This window comes from Bacillus sp. UNC437CL72CviS29 (genome assembly GCF_000482345.1).
In the GTDB taxonomy this organism is placed as follows: domain Bacteria; phylum Bacillota; class Bacilli; order Bacillales; family Bacillaceae_G; genus Bacillus_A; species Bacillus_A arachidis.
This window is the reverse complement of the sequence record NZ_AXVB01000015.1, coordinates 26,088-41,807: the sequence shown is the minus strand read 5'-3', so window position 1 is coordinate 41,807 and position 15,720 is coordinate 26,088. Positions and strand designations below refer to the sequence as shown.

The 15,720-nt window shown below is 33.7% G+C and carries 16 protein-coding genes and 1 pseudogene; 3 read left to right on the top strand and 14 right to left on the bottom strand.

The features are described from left to right. Positions 1-278 precede the first annotated feature (278 nt). Entirely contained in the window at positions 279-764 is a 486-nt protein-coding gene (gene rraA / locus M014_RS0114110) for a ribonuclease E activity regulator RraA (protein ID WP_026592333.1), read from the bottom strand. Positions 765-1,130: 366 nt separating this feature from the next. Here rraA and M014_RS0114105 point away from each other — a divergent pair, with 366 nt between their 5' ends. Continuing rightward, on the top strand, positions 1,131-1,340 hold the full coding sequence (locus M014_RS0114105; RefSeq protein WP_035415092.1) for a hypothetical protein: 210 nt from the start codon (positions 1,131-1,133) through the stop codon (positions 1,338-1,340). 152 nt (positions 1,341-1,492) lie between these two features. On the opposite strand, the gene ybaK is transcribed toward M014_RS0114105, so the two are convergent. After that, a complete protein-coding gene (gene ybaK, locus M014_RS0114100) occupies positions 1,493-1,966 on the bottom strand; it encodes a Cys-tRNA(Pro) deacylase (protein ID WP_026592331.1) in 474 nt (157 codons plus the stop codon). A 431-nt stretch (positions 1,967-2,397) separates the two neighbouring features. Between ybaK and M014_RS0114095 the strand changes: the two genes are divergently transcribed. Then, positions 2,398-3,690, top strand: a complete 1,293-nt coding sequence (locus tag M014_RS0114095; RefSeq protein WP_026592330.1) for a histidine--tRNA ligase — start codon at positions 2,398-2,400, stop codon at positions 3,688-3,690. Positions 3,691-3,813: 123 nt separating this feature from the next. Here M014_RS0114095 and M014_RS0114090 read toward each other — a convergent pair whose 3' ends face one another. The 7 genes and pseudogenes from M014_RS0114090 to M014_RS0114060 form a co-directional block, all read right to left on the bottom strand. Beyond that, the gene (locus M014_RS0114090; protein WP_026592329.1) at positions 3,814-4,551 is read right to left on the bottom strand and encodes an anti-sigma factor; all 738 of its coding nucleotides are present in this window, start codon (positions 4,549-4,551) and stop codon (positions 3,814-3,816) included. A 10-nt stretch (positions 4,552-4,561) separates the two neighbouring features. Continuing rightward, positions 4,562-5,113, bottom strand: coding sequence for an RNA polymerase sigma factor (locus tag M014_RS0114085; RefSeq protein WP_026592328.1), 552 nt, complete (start codon positions 5,111-5,113; stop codon positions 4,562-4,564). A gap of 166 nt (positions 5,114-5,279) precedes the next feature. After that, on the bottom strand, positions 5,280-5,771 hold the full coding sequence (locus tag M014_RS0114080) for a COG4315 family predicted lipoprotein (protein ID WP_026592327.1): 492 nt from the start codon (positions 5,769-5,771) through the stop codon (positions 5,280-5,282). A gap of 183 nt (positions 5,772-5,954) precedes the next feature. Then, positions 5,955-6,941 carry an NAD(P)-dependent alcohol dehydrogenase gene (locus tag M014_RS0114075; protein ID WP_026592326.1) on the bottom strand — a complete coding sequence of 329 codons (987 nt, stop codon included), beginning with the start codon at positions 6,939-6,941 and terminating at the stop codon, positions 5,955-5,957. Positions 6,942-7,383: 442 nt separating this feature from the next. Continuing rightward, positions 7,384-7,635, bottom strand: a pseudogene (locus M014_RS0114070) (CPBP family intramembrane glutamic endopeptidase); the annotation flags it as partial. Between the two features lie 379 nt (positions 7,636-8,014). Next, positions 8,015-8,122, bottom strand: coding sequence for a YjcZ family sporulation protein (locus M014_RS28360; RefSeq protein ID WP_000505670.1), 108 nt, complete (start codon positions 8,120-8,122; stop codon positions 8,015-8,017). A 461-nt stretch (positions 8,123-8,583) separates the two neighbouring features. Then, positions 8,584-9,249, bottom strand: coding sequence for a hypothetical protein (locus tag M014_RS0114060; protein WP_026592324.1), 666 nt, complete (start codon positions 9,247-9,249; stop codon positions 8,584-8,586). Positions 9,250-9,901: 652 nt separating this feature from the next. On the opposite strand from M014_RS0114060, the gene M014_RS0114055 reads away from it, so the two are divergent. Next, the gene (locus M014_RS0114055; RefSeq protein ID WP_026592323.1) at positions 9,902-10,087 is read left to right on the top strand and encodes a hypothetical protein; all 186 of its coding nucleotides are present in this window, start codon (positions 9,902-9,904) and stop codon (positions 10,085-10,087) included. Positions 10,088-10,356: 269 nt separating this feature from the next. Here M014_RS0114055 and M014_RS0114050 read toward each other — a convergent pair whose 3' ends face one another. The 5 genes from M014_RS0114050 to M014_RS0114035 all read right to left on the bottom strand — a co-directional run bounded on the left by M014_RS0114050 (position 10,357) and on the right by M014_RS0114035 (position 15,392). Further along, the gene (locus M014_RS0114050) at positions 10,357-11,298 is read right to left on the bottom strand and encodes a response regulator (RefSeq protein WP_026592322.1); all 942 of its coding nucleotides are present in this window, start codon (positions 11,296-11,298) and stop codon (positions 10,357-10,359) included. A 4-nt stretch (positions 11,299-11,302) separates the two neighbouring features. Further along, positions 11,303-12,619 (bottom strand): sensor histidine kinase, encoded by a 1,317-nt coding sequence (locus M014_RS0114045; RefSeq protein WP_026592321.1) that lies wholly within the window; start codon positions 12,617-12,619, stop codon positions 11,303-11,305. 237 nt (positions 12,620-12,856) lie between these two features. Continuing rightward, positions 12,857-13,837, bottom strand: coding sequence for a glutaminase (locus M014_RS0114040; protein ID WP_026592320.1), 981 nt, complete (start codon positions 13,835-13,837; stop codon positions 12,857-12,859). After that, entirely contained in the window at positions 13,838-14,062 is a 225-nt protein-coding gene (locus tag M014_RS29660; RefSeq protein ID WP_231503940.1) for a hypothetical protein, read from the bottom strand. Continuing rightward, positions 13,962-15,392, bottom strand: coding sequence for an alanine/glycine:cation symporter family protein (locus M014_RS0114035; RefSeq protein ID WP_026592319.1), 1,431 nt, complete (start codon positions 15,390-15,392; stop codon positions 13,962-13,964). The genes M014_RS29660 and M014_RS0114035 overlap by 101 nt, the downstream gene beginning before the upstream one ends. Positions 15,393-15,720 lie beyond the last annotated feature (328 nt).

Below are 15,720 nucleotides of genomic sequence, written 5' to 3'. Positions count from 1 at the left end.
CCTCCTATCCGCATAGATAGCGGTTGTATTTGTATAGGAAAGACAGTGTAGCTTATGAATGTATTATTGTGATAACATTCACTTTTAGCGGCGAACCCATTTCATTTCCACCTATTTCCTTTAAAAGTTATCGTATAAACGACATACCTATACATTCATTAAATTATAAATATCTGTATTATTTTACTATTGACACGAAATTTTGTCTATGCTTTCTCTGATTTATTTCCTATGAATATTAGTCTGTTACGTGAAACTATAAAGCCTATATATAGTCACTATAGCTTACTATGAAGTGGTTGTTTACATACAATAACACCATCTTCATCGATATACACATAATGATTTGGAATCCACTCAATTGCTCCAAACTGTAAAGGAATTTCTTTTTCTCCTTTTCCTTCTTTTCTACTTCTCTTCGGTATTGTACCTAACGCTAAAATACCAATGTTAATATTTCGTAATTCTTTAGAATCACGAACATATCCATATACAATAATCCCTGCTAAATTTCGTTGACTTGCTATATTTGCCAAGTTATCTCCAAGTAACGCACAATTTGTAGAAGCCTCTCCATCAACTACTAACACTGTTCCCTCCGGTAAAGTTTGTAGAGCTTCCTTTACTATTACATTATCATCCTCCACTTTAACCGTTGCAATTTTTCCATGAAATTGTTCTTTCTTTCCATATGATTGAAATATAGGCTTACATACTTGTACGTCTCCTTCAAAAGCATCACACAGATCTGTTGTTCTCCACATCTTTCTCCCTCTCTTCTTTTTAGTATATGTTACATATTCTTGTCGTTTTATTTTTCACCTGTCTAATATTGCAAAATTTTGTATACTATAACTTTTTTTCCAAACTGCATAATATTTCAAATCCCGTACATACTATATAAAGGCTGGTGAACAGCTTGAGTCCAATTTCGTAGTACCTACAATCTTTTCTCCCTTTCCCTGGGGCTGAGCAGTTAGTTTTTACTAGCTGCTCTTTTGTTTTTATATTTTTGTTTAAAGCCCCTTTTTAATTATCATCACTAAAATCAGACAACCAGTATGTACTCATGAGTGAATAGGACAACCTTTTCTTGTAATATTCTTTTATAAAAGGATAAGGGTGTGACAATGTTGAATAGGAAAAACGCTCAAATTGTTATTCACATAATAAAAGGCTCAACTATAAAAAGGTTTTTAATCTTAGATTTAGTTACTGGAACAGGAATTTTTTATATAGTTAAATTTATTTCTTCAAGTGCATTAATTGCATTTATTGGCAGTCTTATGGGAACCGAAAGTATTAAAAAGATACCGAAATTCAAAAATAATACGAATTAAATCCTAGTACCTAGCCCCACTACCTTTACTTCGTTAAGAAGAACAGACCTTCTCAATAAAATAATAAAAAAGAGCCAAATGGCTCTTTTTTATTACATTTCAATACACGGATCTATTATATCTCCAACTCGATCACCGGAATTAGTAATATACTACTTAATTACAATGTCGTGTAGTTCAAAACGAATCATTTTTTTCAATTCATCTAGTTCTATTTCAACTTGATATCCTATCTTCCCAGCACTAAAGATTATTGTATCTAGCTCCATAGCACTATGATCAATAACGGTAGGAAAATATTTTTTCATCCCAATCGGTGAACAACCCCCATGAATATAACCAGTAAGCGAGAGTAAATCTTTTGATTTCAACATGCTTATTGATTTTTCACGAATGCTTGCAGCAGCTTTTTTCAAATCCAACTCTTCACTGACAGGTACAACAAAAACATAGTGTTTTCCTGATTTCCCTATAGTAACTAGCGTTTTAAAGACTTGATTGGGAGATTGTCCTAATACCAAGGCAACATCTATTCCACTAATAGCATCAGTATCCGCATAGCTATAATGTTTATAATTAACTTTCTTCTTATCTAACAACCGCATTACATTCGTTTTGTATTCCATTGTGCTAAAACCCTCCTGTAATAAATCTATATGTACTATGTAATATATAAATTGAGATGTAGACGGTGGAAATATAATTTCCAATACATAAATATTGTAACTTACTTTACTATTCTCTAACAAGGAATGACAAACATATCACTCACACTGTTTATATAAGATTAATTCATCCGTTAATCTCATTTTTGTTTTCAAAAAGCATTGCTATCTCAATAATCACTTGTTATAATTTTGAAAAAACTTAAGGAGAGACCCAATATGTTTAATTGTACTTCTTTCCAATTTCATCATCATATATAACGCCGTGTATCCGAAGAATTTTTTCTTCGTGGGTACAGGGCTTTTCCTGTTACCCACGAAGCGTTCATAAAGCTATGTGGGTATTTTTATACCTGCATAGCTTTTTTTATTTTATAAAAGGAGTGATTTAAATGGATGTAAGAAATGTAAAAGGAACAAAAGATTATTTACCCGCGGAACAGTTGCTTAGAAACAAAATTAAATGCGCTTGTGAAGAGACTTTTGAACGATATGGCTGTAAACCACTTGAAACACCTACATTAAATATGTATGAACTGATGGCTTATAAATATGGAGGCGGTGCTGAAATTTTAAAAGAGATGTACACACTACGTGATCAAGGAAATCGTGAACTCGCACTTCGGTATGATTTAACGATTCCATTTGCAAAAGTAGTAGCAATGAACCCAGATATCAGGCTTCCCTTTAAACGCTATGAAATTGGAAAGGTCTTTCGTGATGGACCGATAAAACAAGGAAGGTTTCGTGAATTTATTCAATGTGACGTTGATATAGTCGGCGTAGAATCTGTTATTGCTGAAGCTGAATTAATGGCCATGGCATTTGATCTTTTCAAAACTTTAAACTTAGATGTTACCATTCAATATAATAATCGTAAGTTATTAACAGGTATCCTTCAATCGATTGAAATTCCAAACGAACAAACAAACGATGTTATTTTATCATTAGATAAACTTGAGAAAATTGGGGTTGATGGCGTACGAAAGAATTTACAAAACCGTGGGATAACAAATGACACTGTAGAGGTAGTTTGTCATACTGTTGAATCTTGTATAACATTAGAAATTGATGAATTTAACCAAACTTTCTTAAATTCACTTGTTATAGAGGGAATCAATGAACTAAAGCAATTACAGCAATATTTACTCGCACTTGGTATCCAAGACAATGCTGTGTTTAATCCATTCTTAGCAAGAGGACTTACTATGTATACAGGCACAGTTTATGAAATCTTTTTAGCAGATGGAAGCATTACTTCAAGCATTGGTAGTGGCGGACGTTATGATAATATAATTGGGGCTTTTCGTAACGATAATACATCCTATCCAACAGTAGGGATTTCCTTTGGCTTGGATGTTATTTATACAGCTCTTACGCAAAAAGAAACGGAATCTGCTTCTGTCGATATTTTCATTATTCCTATTAACACCGAAGTGGAATGTTTACGAATCACACAACTTTTGCGTTCTAAAAGTACCTTCAAAGTTGAACTGGAACTTGCCGGCCGTAAATTAAAGCGAGCTCTTAATTACGCAAATAAAGAGAATATTCCTTACGTGCTTATTATTGGTGAAACTGAAATTTCTACGGAAACCATTGTTTTACGTAATATGAAGGAAGGTACCGAAATAAACCTCCCCCTATCTTGCATTGAAAATGGAACATTAAAGGATTATTTATAAAAAAGCAGCCAATTAAAAGGTTAAGCCGTTCTCTTTCGAAATACCCGCAACTATACAAACACATTTAAAAGCAGAACAATTCGCACATGAATTCGCTCTGCTTTTTATTATCATATCAATATTTTAAGTTCCTAGTACTTTTTTACCAAGTGGCTTCGTACTATTCGAATCTGGTTCAAGTGTAATACCAATGTTATCAAAGGACTGTTTTTGTGCAATTTCATATGTCAGAAGTCCTGATCCAGTTTCATCCGGTTTAAATATTCCAGCGTTTTTTCTTTCTCCATCTTTTAATAACCAAACTTGATACACTTCTGATTTGTTTACTTGTGGCAAATGATCAGCTTGTACAACTAATTTTTTCTTATCTCCTTGTTGCATAACAAATACATACCCTTTTGTATTTTCATCTTTTTGATCGATTGATACTAATGGACGCGTAGAGATTACTTTCATTGGATCGCTGCTTAATTCATCCTTAGCTAAAGATTGTATTTTTAATTGCGAATTTTCGATTGTTACTGCTACTGTAATCACTAACATTGTTCCTAGTAATACTGTTGCCAACGGTGTAAATTGTTTTTTTAGTAAAACCGTCCATTCTTTCAATTTCGCTGTTACTTTGTTATCTCTATTCGTTTGTTCGCGAACAAATATAAAATCAAACACTTCAGCTTTTAATGTTTCTGGTACTTCTCTCTCTTCAAAATCGAAATGCATTGCTTCCCAAGCTGCCTGCATTGCTGGATACTCAGTTTGACATTTGGGGCATGTCTTTAAATGTTCTTGAAACGCTCTTTGTTCTCTATCATCAAATGTATTCGTAACATAGGATAATAAATGCTCACATTCTCTCTCCATACTATCCCCTCTATTCTAGATATTTTTTTAATTGCTTTAAAGATTGATGAAGACGACTTTTAGTGGTTCCCAATGGTTCATCTTCCATTTTAGCAATCTCACTAAGGGAATAACCTTTCCAATATAGCAAGTCGATTAATCTTTTTTGAGACGTAGACAAATTCTGCTTTGCCTTTTGAATTTCAACACTGTGCATCCTTTTCTCGATTTGATTTTCTGAATCTGCTATATGCATATGTTTTTCAGAATCATAAAGATTATTAAAGTTTCTATACATAAGTTCTTTATTTTCTTTTCGGACATAATCAATACATATATTCCTTGTAATAGTAAGTATCCAATTTACGAAATCACCTTTTGAAGGATTATACATACTTTTAGTTGTCCAAAGTTTCAAGAAAATTAATTGAACAACTTCTTTTGTTTTGTCCTCATTTCCTTGGAAAAATTTAAAAGTGAAGCTATATATCAACTTAATATATCGTTCATATAGTTCTTCTAATGCAGGACGATAGTTTCTTTGTACTAATTGCATTAACTCATAATCATTTTTTTCTTTCATTCTCACCTGCACTCCCTATTGTTTTCGTTTTTCTGATAATTCTAAATTAATTTAATTATATAATTCAAATAGAAAAATAGGAACCACCAACAACATTGGTCGCTCCTTTTAACAGAATATTTATCTCACTATTCGCTGGCATGCGCCCTATTCGGCGTGCTTTCTATCACTGTTTAAATGTAGTTTCACCATTCAGTACAAACCATATATCTTTAACCCCTTGTCCATTTATATCTCCTTTTGATTTATCATTAGCAAAATAATAGAGGGGATAGCCTTTATACGTTACTTGTTGTTCCTTCGTATCCTCTCTTGTTATCGTAGCAAAGTCTTTTCTATCAAATCCTTTTGGCACTTCAAAATCTTTCGCAACAAATGGCGGCCAAAGTTTTACGCAGTCACCACTACAATTACTTACCTTAGATGTGTCTTTTGCAAAATAATAAAGTGTTTTTCCGTTTGAATCTGCTAAGTATTTTCCAACCTTATCGTTCTCTAATAATTGTAAACTAGGAGATTCGTTTTTATTACTACTAACTTCACTCACGTTTTCTCCACTCGTTTTCTTACTTTGAACATCTTCTTTCTTATCGCTATTACACGCTGTTAATAAAAAAAAGCTCACTAATATGGACACAATACATTGCCATGCTTTCATACTGACTCCTCCTTCAATTTTTTATTTATATTTAAGGTAACGATAGAAAGGTTTGATTGGTTTGATACAAAATAAAAAAAGATGCAAGCCTTTCCCTCTGCTTACATCTTTGTTAATTCTATCAATTTATGCCTTTTTTCTTATACAAAAAATTGTTATTCAGCTCGGAGCGTTCTTCATTAATTAGGATTTGTTGTTTTGTTCCATATTTATAACTACATTTCCCTTCTTGTGTCCTTTCTCAACATATCTATGAGCTTCCACAATCTCTTCAAACGCATAGTACTTGTCAATGACCGCTTTTATCCTACCCATCTCAACAAGTTCTTTCAGGAAGTCTAACGCTTCGAAAGTTTCAGGTGAATTTTGACCTAATATTAGCTTCTTGTTGCTTGTCAATTTAGTCCATAGCATTCGAACACTTGGCAACGGTTCAACGACATTTATATAGATACCGTCCTGCTTTAACAACTTGATACAATCTGAAAACAAGCTCTTGTTTACCGCTTCAAAAATCACATCATAAGTCTCGTCTGTAGTAGAAAAATCTTTTGCAGTATAATCAATTACCTTGTCGGCTCCAAGAGATTTTACCAATTCTAAATTTGCGTTACTGCACACTCCTGTAACTTTTGCTCCGAAATATTTGGAAAGCTGTACAGCATAATTTCCTACACTTCCCGAAGCTCCATACACAAGAACATTTTGACCACTCTGAACGTTAGCTTTTCTAAGAAAAAACAAGGCTGTACGTGCCCCAATTGGAATAGCAGCAGCTTCCTCATATGTTATATTAGAGGGCTTAATAGATACCGGACCATCTTCAGGTAGACAAATATACTCGGCATAAGAACCAAAACCCACTTGGGTGGCCGCAAAAACCTGGTCTCCTTCCTTAAACTGCTTGACCTCTTTCCCTACTAACTCAACTTCTCCAGCTAACTCCATTCCTAATATTTGTTTTTTAGGTTGACTAAAACCGAGTATGATTCGAGCAGGTAACCAAACAGAACGAGGAACCGTAAAACTCCTTGATCGAATATCTCCTGCTGTTACAGTTGTCGCTTTTATTTTGATCAGTATTTCATTTTTCTCAGGAACAGGTTTCTCTACCTCTTTCAGTTGAAGAACATCGGGGGGACCGTACTTTGTGTACACAATTGCTTTCATTAAACTTCCTCCAACTCGTTCTATTTATTAATATCATACGAATAATATGAATTGGTTCACTCTTCAACGAGTATAAGCTTTTTTCAATGCGGGTACCTCAAAAGAGAACAGCTTACCAAAAGGTGGGCCACTATTTATAAATAGTCTTTTACCTATAAGCGCGATTCGGTTTACATAATATATTTATGGTATGACTTTTTGTCTACATAAAATTTCGTTCTTCACTTGTTAAAAATTAAAACCAGCTCTGCCTAAACTTAGTTTTTGCTATATCTGCATATACATGTACTCCATCTTCAAGGCATCCAAAACTAGTCTTAGATGCTGACTTTCTACTAACAATTGATCTTCTTGAAGACCTTTCAAACTATACTCGGGATAGAAATAAATAAAGAGTGCGTATCAAGTCAGTATTTTCTTGACGTTACTCTTGTTTTAAAAAAAATATTAATGTCTTAAAATTAAAATGTTTAAATTGCTCTAACGATATTTTACCTAAAAAATAGTATCCTATAATTCCACATAATATGAGATTCCATAAAGCCTCAAGAATCATTTCTAATAGTTTAGGTATATTATCCCCTAAAACACCCCCTATAAATTGATACATAATCCCGGAAATAATCAATAATCCCAAAGCCAAAAGAGATTTTGAATCAATTTTTTTCTTTGACTTCATAATCTTTGTTTCCATAACAACCCCTTATTTCTTATTATTTTATTAATTATGAATATACAACAACACATCATTATCCGAAAAATAGTAATTAGAACAGCCACAATAATTTTATTTTATCAGTTTTGATTTTCTCCTTGTTTTAGGATTTACTTTTTTTACATTTTTTGAATAGTATAATCACTAGATCTATTTACCGCTCTAAGGTGCCCCACCTCATCACCATCAAGCTAAGATTTTGAAATAGCTCCAAAACAAAAATTCTATATCTCTACAGTTATTTATCAGAATTCAGCTCACTTTTTTCGTTTTGGGAAACAACCAATTTCTTAAATTGATGGGTAGCGGTACTCAATAAAGAAAAGACACTCTCATGAGTGCCTTTTCTAATTGTTTTTTAGCAGAAGCAAGCAGCTCCAACAATGATTAATAATATGAAGAGTACAACGAGTAATGCAAATCCTCCAGCAAAGCCGCAACCTCCACAACTACCACCAAAGCCCATAATAGTTCCTCCTTTAAGTAAGAGGGGAAAAACATAGGGGTTCACATGTAACGGATTCGGTTTATTTTATGTTGTTACGAACTAATTGAGCAGGTCCTTTAATAAATAAAGAAAAGACACCATTAAGGTGCCCTATTAACATAGGATTTGAAGGTGAGATTTTTCTGTAAAATATTAAATTTATCTACCGTATATTTGAATGGGTCTAACCATATTCCAGTTTCTTATATAAACTCTAGTCCCTTTGCTAGTCATTTTATAATTCACCTCATTAGCTGCCCAAATAAAACCAGCTTTAATAGCATAGTTAAGAGCTTCCACTCCATTTTCAGTTGTAGTATGTAAGGAGATTATCTCATGGGTTATTTACAAATTGTGGGTGCGTAATATTTGACACTTACTAAATAAAAGAAGAAACCGATATTGTTTCTCCTTTTGCACAGAAATCACTATTTCATAATTTATGAAAGTTTATTTAAAAGCTGATTTAAATCTTGCTTTGTTTTCGTCGTTAATGATTTGATTCGTTTCACATCTATTTTCTCTTTTTCAGTCGCAACAATTAAAGGATACATACTTTGTCCAATCGTTTTATAATCAGTTGGATGTGTTGCTTCTAACTCTTTTTCAATTACATCCCATTTTTCATTTATTTGCTTCCCTAGTTGATTCACTGTATCTAACTTAGGGTTTGCAGCTAATTGCTTATCCAAGCTGTCGATAAGTTGCGCAACTGCTTTTACATTTGCTTTCACAGCTACACTTTTATTTGTATCTTTCGTTGCAGTTTTTCCACTTGTCGTTTGCTCGTTTGTTTTAGTATTTGTTTCTTTTTCTGTCGTTTTCCCATTTGAAGTTTGGTTCGTAGATTTAGCGTTATTCTCCGTTCCAGACGATTCTTTGGAATTCTTTTGATCTTTCTCTGTTTTTTCATTAGTAGATGTGTTTGTTTCTTTCTCATCGTTTTTCGTGGCAGAAGTTTCATCAGCATTCGTTGTTTTTGCTTCTTCTTGTGCGTTCGTTTGTTCCTTTTTCACTTGATCTTTTTCTGCAGAGGGACTACAAGCTGTAATGGAGAGCATTGTACCAATTGCTAGTGATGCAATGGTTATTTTTTTTATTTTCATAATAAAGCCTCCTATATTTACATTTTTATCCTCCTCTTTACGATTCTATTTATCTATAAAAATCCCTTTTTGTTCTAACTATCATCTTTCCGACAGAAATCCTTATATTTATACGACAAGCGATTATGTATTAAACTTTAAAATTCGAGCTTTTTTACTCTGTATAACGCATTTTGTATACAGTTATCCCCAGGAAAAACAGAGGAATATATTGCCCTATACGGAGTAATGGGCAAATTACTTATAGTTTTACAATAATAATTCCACTACCAAAAGTCCCCTTTTTCTGACAATCCATTTATTTTGCACAAAAAATAAATTCATAAAATATTTCACGCTTCCTATTATTTCTCAACATTTTTGTTAACATAATAAAATTATGGATTATTAATGAGATATTAGAAGAAAATAATTCTATTATCGGGTGCGTTTTTACTTCTATATTTCAATGGTGAGTTTGTATTTAAGTGGAATTTTAAAGGGGAGAAAGACACTTTTCATCATTTCGCAGTAGAAACAATAAATTCAAAAAATCAAATAGCTACTACATGTATATTATTCAATGTTACAAATGAATAATAAGTACTATACTGAAAAACACTTTTGTAATTATGTTGCTTGTATATCTACATGTAATAAGGAGGAATGTAAAATGGAGAAAGCGAATGAAAATACATCTAAATCAAGCCATCGAGTAAAAGAGGACGAAATTGCTACAGAGGCAGGTGTAATTCTAAAATTACAATCACTTCAAACAGCAAGTGAAGGATCTGGATTAGCTCCAACTAATCAGCTTCCATCGAACGTTCTGGAACCTCTTGAAGATAACCATAAATAAAGATTTTTAATAAAAAAGGGGCAGTCGCAAATTTCGGCTGCCCTTTTTATATTAAACACTCTTTAACAACTTAACACCTTTTACAATATTCCAAATGAAGTAGTAAATAATGCCTAGTATACGAACATGCGTAGGCTCACGCTTACCGCGATATTTATCTCCCACCTAAAATTGATGCACATTTTTGAGGAGAGAGATGAATGTCAGAAAACGATAAAAAACAATGATAAATCCAGCATTCGAGTTTAAGAATTAGCAAGTGTTCGTCATTACAGTTCCAAATGTATCCGTTTTGCTTCAAAATACAGAACCTGAATAAATTTTTTCGTATCGATACGAGTAGGTAATGTTTGCTCATTATTCAACTCTGTCATCTTTCTCCTTACAGTTGTAAAATCAAAAAACCTAGAAGCGTAATTTTCGAACTTCGGGTTTAAAAAATCAGCAAGTCCAAGGGATGCTAAGTGGTTTAGTGATTGGTAAATTGCCCTCCGGATCCGTTGTTTGGAGGCTTCAATCGACCTTTTTAATTCGGCCTCTTCAGCTAATCCTCCAAGTCTTTTTTGAGCTAAATTCAAAAAAACCTCTTTTAGAGAGGGAAACCCTTGTTCCAACGTTTTATCTTGTTCATATTTATATAAATAATCCAGTATATCCATTAAATCTTTACTTCCGCTTTCACTAGCTATCCCTAATTCAGATAGAAGAAAATGTATGGAGTTTCGAAAATGATTTGAAGTACTTATATGCTTTTCATTACGGTATTTTTCCTGTGTACTTTGATCACTATCCAATTTAAGTACCATATTGAGCGATTCTTGAATATTTTTTATCGATTTTTCCAATCGGATTCGTTCAATGACTTTCTGAACGACTGTTAATACTTCAATCCGGTTAATCGGTTTAATAATATAGTACTCAACACCAAGCGAATATGCTTCAGCAATCAATTCTTTTGACTCTACTTGAGAAACCATGATAATTTTCCCTTTAAACAACGGTTTTATTTGACGAATTGTTTTTATTCCATCTTGAATCGGCATTAACAAATCGATAAATAAAATGTCTATATTTTTCAAGATTAGCGTTTGTTGATCTAACAATGAGCCATCCTCAGCTTCTCCTACAACCTCCCCAAGATCCGCATCCTCGATAATTTGAGCCAACATTGAGCGAACCGCTTTCTCATCATCTACTATATAAAAATACATAGAATCACCCTTTCGCAACTATATGATCAATCCCTAATCTAATTTTAAAAATCGATCCTTTTTCTTCGGTTCTGTCCTCAAATGTAACAACACCTTCAAGTTGTTCGACCATTTCTTTGACATACGATAATCCAATACCTGTTGATGGGTTACCTGCATCATCATATTTAGAAGTAAACCCAGGTTCAAAAATTGAATCTTTATACTTTGAAGAAATACCGGGACCATTATCCCCTATTCGAAATTCAACGAAATGGTGGTCTTTATTAATGTCAATTGTGATGGTTCCCATATCTTGAATAGCTTCTACAGCGTTTGCAACGACATTGTTTATAATTGATAAAATTACGTAAACATGATAGTGAGGATGCACACCGTCAATCTTATACACAAATTGGATGTCTTTCTTTAGTAACCGGGCGTATTTCTCGTTTGCTCGTACAATGATGTTTACCAGTTCATATACGGACATATAATCTGTAAAACTTTCATCAGAAATCAGCTTTGAAAGTCCAGCAAAAATGCGTTGGTTATCCTTTTTAACTTCATGGACTTCACCAGCAATTTTCAATGCCTGCTGCCGTAAATCCTCAATCTGAAAGCCTACCCTCTCGTTATCCAAAGAATCTAAATTTTTGTACAAATCATAGGATTTCTTCGTTATATTTTCAGCATCTTGCAACGTTTTTTTTAAATGAACAGCATCTTCATATAAATTGGAGATGAGCATAAGCATGTGTTCATTTTGTTTTTTTATGTGTCTCTCCCTTGACTGCGCTTCATACAGTTTCATCATATTGAAAAAGCTTAAAACTATAAAACTGTGGGAAAATGCGATAACGATTATCTCATTTATTGCCTCTGGCGTGATAGTTGTTTTTAATACGAAATATTGAATCATTAATTCTACACAGTCTGATAATATTTCAATAATGCAGCCAATAAATCCAATCATCAATGGTTGATGATGAAAGCGTTCTACTTTCGCTAAGTAAAAGAGACAAGAATAAGTAAAGTAAAAGAAAAAACTTGGATACTGGATATGAAAAGAATCTATCCAATCCATATTCCCCTTTGTGATGACGTCCATCAAGATCCGAAATGCTACAACCACTATTGCTGTTAAAAAACCCGGAAAAAATGCTGGCATTCGCCGAAATAATAACAAAAAAAAGAAAAATGTTGGTGCACCAAAGCTCATTCGAAATGTCTCATTTAGGGGAAAAGACTTTATTTCACCTACTAAGGGTACTGTAAATACCATCAAAACCAGAATATAGATGTCTTTTTTTACTAAATTACTAAGATTCAAAATAATCACTTCTCACTTTCGCCTAACAGTCAGTATACAAATCTATTACCATTAATACAACACTTACTCTATTTTTCAAAAAAACTATTAATAAGATATAAACGAAAGTATTGCACATTGCGAGTGCTCTTGATATTCTTCTACTTTAAAACAGGAAGATGCTATGTAATACAAAAATGTTCAGACACATTATATGGTCTGAACATTTTTGTATTCGCTCTGACATCAAAACACCCATGATACTTTTTAGAATATACCTAAATCCCATTCTTGTGCAATATGTTCCAATAACATAACCCCTGGTAAACTATTCCCATAGTCATCAATAGCTGGTCCATAAATACCAATGCCACATCCATCTTGAAACGGTAGTTCCCTCCTGGTCCTTGAGGGGACGAGTGCCATAATCCCTCCGGACACCCCACTTTTAGCTGGTAGCCCGATGAAAGCAGCAAATTTGCCAGAAGCATTGTACATTCCACAAGTAAGCATTAAAGCTTTTGTTAATCTAGCAACCTCTTTAGGGATGACTTGTTCTTTACGAATAGGATGATATCCATCATGTGCAAGTATAAGCCCTATTAAAGCAATATCCTCTGTATTTATTTCTATCGAACATTGTTTCAAGTAAACCTCTAGTGCCTCCTCCACATCTGATTCTAAAAAACCATTCTCCTTTAAATAGTATGCTAAAGCTCTATTTCGATGGGCTGTTTGCCATTCTGATTGAAACACTTTTTCATTAATGGCGGGACGCTTCCCTATCATTTTTTCGATTAATGCGTATAGAGATTCTAATTTTTCTTGCGCCGATGTTCCTGACAGAAGCGAGGCTACCGTAATCGCTCCAGCATTAATCATAGGATTAAAAGGCTTTCCTGGTTTATGCATTTCTAAACGAATAATCGAATTGAAGGCATCTCCAGTTGGCTCTACATCAACCCGCTCTAATACATAAGAAATACTACGACTTAAACAAGCAGCTATAAAGGCGATTACTTTTGATATACTTTGCAAGGTGAAAGGTACCTCCCAATCCCCTGACTTTATCATTGTTCCATCTGGCTCTACTATACAAATACCTAATTGCGATAAATTTACCTTTCCCAAAGCTGGAATATAACTGGCGCTTTGTCCTTTAGTAGCATAGGATCGATAATGAGTTACCCATTGATCTAAGTAAGCTTTTTCTTGACTCTCAACCTGAACGTTATACTCCTTTATCATTTAACCATATTCCTCCGTCTTTTTAACTTTATATAGAATAATTTTTTCTTTATTATAATCAATACTATTTGCATAAGAACCAAGAAAGATATTCAGACATATTACAGTCCGAATATCTTTTTTGTTACATACTTTTCTTTTTTGAAGTTGAAGTGTCCTGATAATGCTCCCAACATTCAATGTTTTCAAGCCCTTTAATGCTATCTTTATAAAAAATAGGATCATTACCAGCTTTTTTCTGTTTCATGTAATCCTGTAACGCAGCAAAGGCCACTTTTGAAAGTAAAGTAATAGCAATTAAATTTATAATAACCATAAAGCCCATAAATAAATCCGCTAAATCCCATACAAGTTGGATCTTTGCAACAGAACCGAATACAATCATCGCTAACACGCCTATTCGGTATACCATCAACCATACTTTACTATTTTTTAAGAATCGAATATTTGTTTCTCCGTAATAATAGTTACCAATTAACGCACCGAATCCAAATAGGAAAATAAAGATAGCAAGACACCCTGATGCCCAAGAGCCGACATGTTCACTTAATGCTGCTTGTGTAAGTGCAATACCATTTAACTCTGGTTGTTTGTATGCATCAGAAAGTAAAATAATAAATGCTGTGCTTGTACAAACAATCAGTGTATCCGTTAATACGCCAAGTGCTTGAATAAGTCCTTGTTTCACCGGATGACTTGTTGTTGCAGTTGCGGCAACGTTTGGCGCACTTCCCATACCAGCTTCATTCGAGAATAAACCACGTTTAACCCCATGCATGAGCGCTGCTCCGATTGAACCGCCTGCTATTTGTTTAAAGCCAAATGCGTTTTGAACAATAAGAGAAAGAACTTCCGGCATTTTTGTGATATTTGTAATGATAACAAATAATGCAATACCAATGTATAACACTGCTAGAAACATTACTTTGTATTCAGCCATTTTTGCAATACGCTGCACACCGCCAAAGATAATCCCAGCGAAAGCAATTGCCATAATAATTCCTAAAGTTAAACGATCTGTACCAAATGCGTTCTCAAAAGCAATTGTAACAGTATTTGATTGGACAGAATTAAATACAAAACCGAAAGTAATCGTAATTAAAATAGAGAATATTATTCCCATCCAACGTTTGTTTAATCCTTTTTCCATATAATAAGATGGACCGCCGCGGAAACCGGCTTTATCTTTTACTTTATATATTTGTGCTAATGTACTTTCAACAAAGCTAGATGCTGAGCTAATAATAGAAATAACCCACATCCAAAATACCGCTCCAGGACCGCCTAGTGCAATCGCAATCGCAATTCCTGTGATATTTCCTGTTCCAACGCGAGCAGCCATACCAATACAGAACGCCTGAAACGGTGAAATTTGGTCTTTAGAACCATTCTTCCCTTCCATTAACACACGGACCATTTCCTTTAGCATCCGAAACTGTACAAATTTCGATTTAAATGTGAAATAAATTCCGCAAACAACAAGCATAATAATTAACAATTTAGACCATAAAAAATCATTCGTTGATCCGACTAAATCCACCAACAATTGTTCCATATCATCACCTCATATCAAAATTCCATATCCCCTAATCTATGTAAAATCACCTTTATTTTCTGACATAAATAACCTCGTTTCATATTCACATGCAGCAAAGACAAAAGTTTTCTATAAAAATGGTATTTCCTCGTTTATACGAATATTCATAATATATAACTGCATAGCTGACATCTTGAAAGACCTAATGCTTTTACACGTGGCTGCTCTAGCTCCTCCCGCAAAAAAATAGTTTTTATCCAGAAATGTGGCTGCACCATCATGCTTGTTTCATATGCCAGGTTTTTAAATTGGACTTATATAGATCCTTTTTGTCTCTTTTTATTAT